The sequence below is a fragment of the Sphingopyxis sp. genome (genome assembly GCF_036402335.1).
Classification (GTDB): domain Bacteria; phylum Pseudomonadota; class Alphaproteobacteria; order Sphingomonadales; family Sphingomonadaceae; genus Sphingopyxis.
Genome location: NZ_DASWTD010000489.1, coordinates 1 through 4,057, shown reverse-complemented (window position 1 = coordinate 4,057; position 4,057 = coordinate 1). Strand labels below are relative to the sequence as shown.

The 4,057-nt window shown below is 63.3% G+C and carries 5 protein-coding genes; 2 read left to right on the top strand and 3 right to left on the bottom strand.

Annotated elements, in window-relative coordinates:
- Together VGD20_RS16035 and VGD20_RS16030 are read right to left on the bottom strand one after the other, a co-directional pair.
- Positions 1-122, bottom strand: a 122-nt coding sequence (locus tag VGD20_RS16035) for a cold-shock protein (RefSeq protein WP_331135401.1), incomplete at its 3' end; no start/stop codon positions are given.
- Positions 123-311: 189 nt separating this feature from the next.
- On the bottom strand, positions 312-1,541 hold the full coding sequence (locus tag VGD20_RS16030; RefSeq protein WP_331135400.1) for a sensor histidine kinase: 1,230 nt from the start codon (positions 1,539-1,541) through the stop codon (positions 312-314).
- Between the two features lie 149 nt (positions 1,542-1,690).
- On the opposite strand from VGD20_RS16030, the gene VGD20_RS16025 reads away from it, so the two are divergent.
- A complete protein-coding gene (locus VGD20_RS16025; protein WP_331135399.1) occupies positions 1,691-2,104 on the top strand; it encodes a hypothetical protein in 414 nt (137 codons plus the stop codon).
- Between the two features lie 57 nt (positions 2,105-2,161).
- Entirely contained in the window at positions 2,162-3,163 is a 1,002-nt protein-coding gene (locus VGD20_RS16020) for a fumarylacetoacetate hydrolase family protein (protein ID WP_331135398.1), read from the top strand.
- A 53-nt stretch (positions 3,164-3,216) separates the two neighbouring features.
- Here the strand turns inward: VGD20_RS16020 and VGD20_RS16015 are convergent.
- On the bottom strand, positions 3,217-4,057 hold an 841-nt coding region (locus tag VGD20_RS16015), incomplete at its 5' end, for a type II secretion system F family protein (protein ID WP_331135397.1).

Genomic DNA, 4,057 nt, shown 5'->3' with positions numbered 1-4,057 from the left:
GTCGTCATCCCGGCGCGTTCAAGGGCGGTGATGTGGACGAAATTGTCGCCCGAACCGTCCTCGTTGGCGATGAAGCCATAGCCTTTTTCGGTGTTGAAGAATTTTACGGTGCCGATGGGCATGGGTCGTTCCTTTCACGGAATCGGAGTTACCATCGGCCCTATGCCGATGGCGCCAGGTAGCGTGAGGATGGAAGTGTCCGCCATTCAGGCAAAAAAATCCGTCGTAGGCGACGATAGCTTGTTGAAGATGGGCCTTGAAACGCGAAAAGTCAAGGATAGCCCGGGATTCGCGCTTTTGGCCGGTCGTCTTCAGCCTTCCGTACGGAGTGGAAAAGTCACCGAAACACGCGTGCCTTTGCCAACTTCGCTGACGATGTCGAGCTGCCCCTGATGGCGCTCGCTGATATGTTTGACGATCGCAAGGCCAAGGCCGGTACCGCCAACCGAGCGGCTGCGCGCCTCATCGACGCGATAGAAACGCTCGGTGAGACGGGGCAGATGATCGGGTGCGATGCCGTCCCCCTCGTCGTTCACCGACAATCGCGCGCGGCGTCCTTCGCGCACCAGTTCGACCGTCACCGGCGTGCCGGCATGGCCGTATTTCATCGCATTCGAGATAATATTGTGCGCGAGCTGCCCCAGTTGCGCTTCGTCGCCGAGCATCGGTTGTGGTCCGTCGCCGAGCTTTGCGACCACATCCTTCGCCCGCGCCTGCTCGCTGTCGCGAAGCTGCGCGATCGTCGTTCGCACGATCGCGGCCAGATCCACCGGGGTAGTGGGGCGGCGAAAGCGGTCGGCTTCGACGCGCGAGATCGAGAGGAGATCGATGACGAGTTGCTGCATTCGCCGGGCTTCGCGCTCGATGATCGACAGGAAGCGATGGCGGATTCCCGCATCGGTCTCGCCGTTCATGTCCTGCAGCGTTTCGACATAGCCGAGGATCGCGGCGAGCGGGGTGCGCAATTCATGGCTCGCATTGGCGACAAAATCGGACCGCATCCGGTCGGCGGCATCGATCGCGGACCGGTCGGACAGGAAGATGATATGTTCGCTGCCCGACAGCGCGGCGATCCGCATCGTCCAGCGCTGACCGGGGCGCGGAAAGTCGATCAGGTTGACCGTTTCGAGCGGAATATTTCCGATCCGCGACAGCCAGTCGGTCGCTGCAGGGTGGCGGATCGCGGTGCGGACATCGGCTCCGACGATGTGCCGCCCGAGCAGGCGGATCGCGGCATCATTGGCGATTGTAACGATATTGTCGGCGGTACCGAGCAGCGGCTCCTTTTCCTGATCCACCCAGTGCGCGAAATCGGGATGACGGAGAAGCGATATGGCCGGTGCGTCGGCAAGCGGAACGCCGGCGCCCTGGGCATCGGGCAGGGGCGCGGGCAGCGCGCTGTAAACGGTGGCGGCCGCGGCGAAGCCCGCGATCACCATGATCGCGATAGCCAGCGGATCGCCGTCTGCCAGCGTCGCAAAGATCGCGGCAATGACGACCAGCGTCAGAGCAATTACCAGGCTGGAGAGGCGATCGAACATCGCCCGAGGGCCTCGCACAAAGCCGCCGGGATTCGCAAGGTGGTTTGCGGCGATTAATCTCCTTTCCGCGAATGTCCCAAAGCGGGAAGCAAGGCGCGGCGCGCGGCCTTTTGCTTTTCCTCGAGGCCTCATTGGGTTATGCGCCGGACATGGAAAATAGTGACATTCCCGCCCCCGATCCTGCCGAGACCGAAGAAACCATTCCTTCGCGGCGCAGGATGCTGGCGCTTGGTGCTGTCGGCGTGTCGGCGGCGCTCACGATCCGTCCGGCTTTTGCACAGACCGCCGTATCGGTGATGAATTGCCAGATTCCGGTTCCCGCGCCGACCGCCGCGGGCAAGTATATCGATCCCAAGGGCAATCTGGTGCCCCCCGGCACAAAGGGCGCCTTTCCGGGCTCGCCGCGGCCTTTCACCGGCGAGGAAGTGAAGCGCGCCTTCCGCGGCCAGACGCTGCCCGGGGCGAGCTATAATCAGTCGCAGGCGTATCTTCAGTATATCCGGCGCTTGCAGGCGGGGCAGAGCGGCTTTACCTGTTTCGCCTCGATCACGACGTCGCGCTGATTGCCGCTCCTTTGATGCGATGTCGGTTCAGCCGCATCGTCAGCCAAAGGAGTTTTCGTGAAATTAGCTTCGCTCAAAAAAGGTCGCGATGGTCGTCTGGTCGTCGTTTCGGACGATCTCGCCTGGTATGCGGACGCGGGCCAGATCGTGCCGACACTCCAGGCCGCACTCGACAATTGGGCCTATGGGGCACCACGGCTTGCCGCGCTCGCCGAAGACCTCAACCATGATGCGATCCCGAAAGAGCGTTTTCACGAGCGTGATGCCGCATCGCCGTTGCCGCGCGCCTATCAGTGGGCCGACGGCAGCGCCTATGTAAACCATGTCGCGCTGGTGCGGCAGGCGCGCGGCGCCGAAATGCCCGACAGCTTCTGGCACGATCCGCTGATGTACCAGGGCGGCAGCGATGCCTTCCTCGGGCCCCGCGACCCCATCCCGCTGGCCGACCCGGCATGGGGTTGCGACATGGAAGCCGAAGTGGTGGTGGTGACGGGCGACGTCCCCGCCGGCATCGATGCGGTTGCGGCGCGCGAGAAGATCCTTCTCGTTGGCCTCACCAACGACGTGTCGCTGCGCGGATTGATACCGGCCGAACTCGCCAAGGGGTTCGGTTTTTTCCAGTCGAAACCGTCGAGCGCGATGTCGCCGGTCTTTGTGACCCCCGAATCGCTGGGCGAACGCTGGAAGGACGGCAAGCTGCACGGTGCGCTTTGCGTCGACCTCAACGGCCAGCCGCTCGGCCGCGTCGACGCGGGCATCGACATGACCTTCGACTTCGGCGCGCTGATCGCACACGCGGCGAAGACGCGCGATCTGGGCGCGGGGACAATCATCGGGTCGGGAACGGTGTCGAACCGCGATGCCGACGGGGGCCCCGGAAAGCCGATCGCGGCGGGCGGCCTTGGCTATTGCTGCCTTGCCGAGGTGCGGACGGTCGAAACGATCCAGCAAGGCGAACCCGCAACGCCTTTCATGAAAAAGGGCGACATGGTCCGGATCTGGATGGACGATGACCGGCACCACAGCATTTTCGGTGCGATCGAACAGCAGGTCGGTTGAAAAAGGGGGGCCGTCGCAGCGGCCCCCTTTTATTGTTCCGAACCAGCCTTGGCTTAGCCGAAGGACCCGCCCGACATCGCGTCGCTCAGCGAACAGGCGGCCGGGCCCAAAATGACGATAAACAGCACGGGCAGGATGAACAGGATCAGCGGCACCGTCATGATCGCGGGAAGGCGCGCCGCCTTTTCCTCGGCGCGCATCATGCGTTCGTTGCGGAACTCGGCCGATAGGACGCGCAACGCCGACGCGAGCGGCGTGCCGTATTTCTCGGTCTGGATCATGGTCGTGACGACACCCTTCACCGATTCCAGATTTACGCGATAGGCGAGATTCTCGAACGCCTGACGGCGTTCGGTGAGGAAGCCGAGTTCGATCGAGGTCAGCGCGAATTCTTCGCCCAGTTCGGGATAGGCGCGGCCCAGTTCCTTCGAGACGCGCGAGAAGGCGGAGTCGACCGTCAGGCCGGCTTCGGCGCAAATCACGAGCAGATCGAGCGCATCGGGCAGCCCCTTGCGGATCGCATCGGTCCGCTTTGCGCGCTTGTTCGCCACAAACAGGTCGGGCGCCTTGTATCCGAGCAGCAGCATCGCCATCGTTGCACCCGAGCGCTTGAACGGTGTCAGCGTGGGCCACAGGTCGACCCAGTAGATCAGGAAGGCGGCGACGCCGCCGAAAACGACCGGGAGCACCATGCGGCCAAAGATGACCGCAACGGCGAGGTCTTTCGACCGGATGCCGGCCTGTGCCAGCTTTTGCTGGACGTCCTTGATCTGCTCTTCCTGCAACACCTGAAGCTTGCCGAGGACGCTGCGCATCTTGTCGGCATGCTGGTTCTTGCGGACCAGTTTGGCGCGCCGCTTCGCGGTCGAAGCGGTGATGCCGGCTTTCAGCTGT

Excerpts from the sequence above, each read along its gene's own strand:
- VGD20_RS16030 (WP_331135400.1), bottom strand. The coding sequence starts at position 1,541 with ATGTTCGATCGCCTCTCCAGCCTGGTAATTGCTCTGACGCTGGTCGTC.
- VGD20_RS16025 (WP_331135399.1), top strand. The coding sequence starts at position 1,691 with ATGGAAAATAGTGACATTCCCGCCCCCGATCCTGCCGAGACCGAAGAA.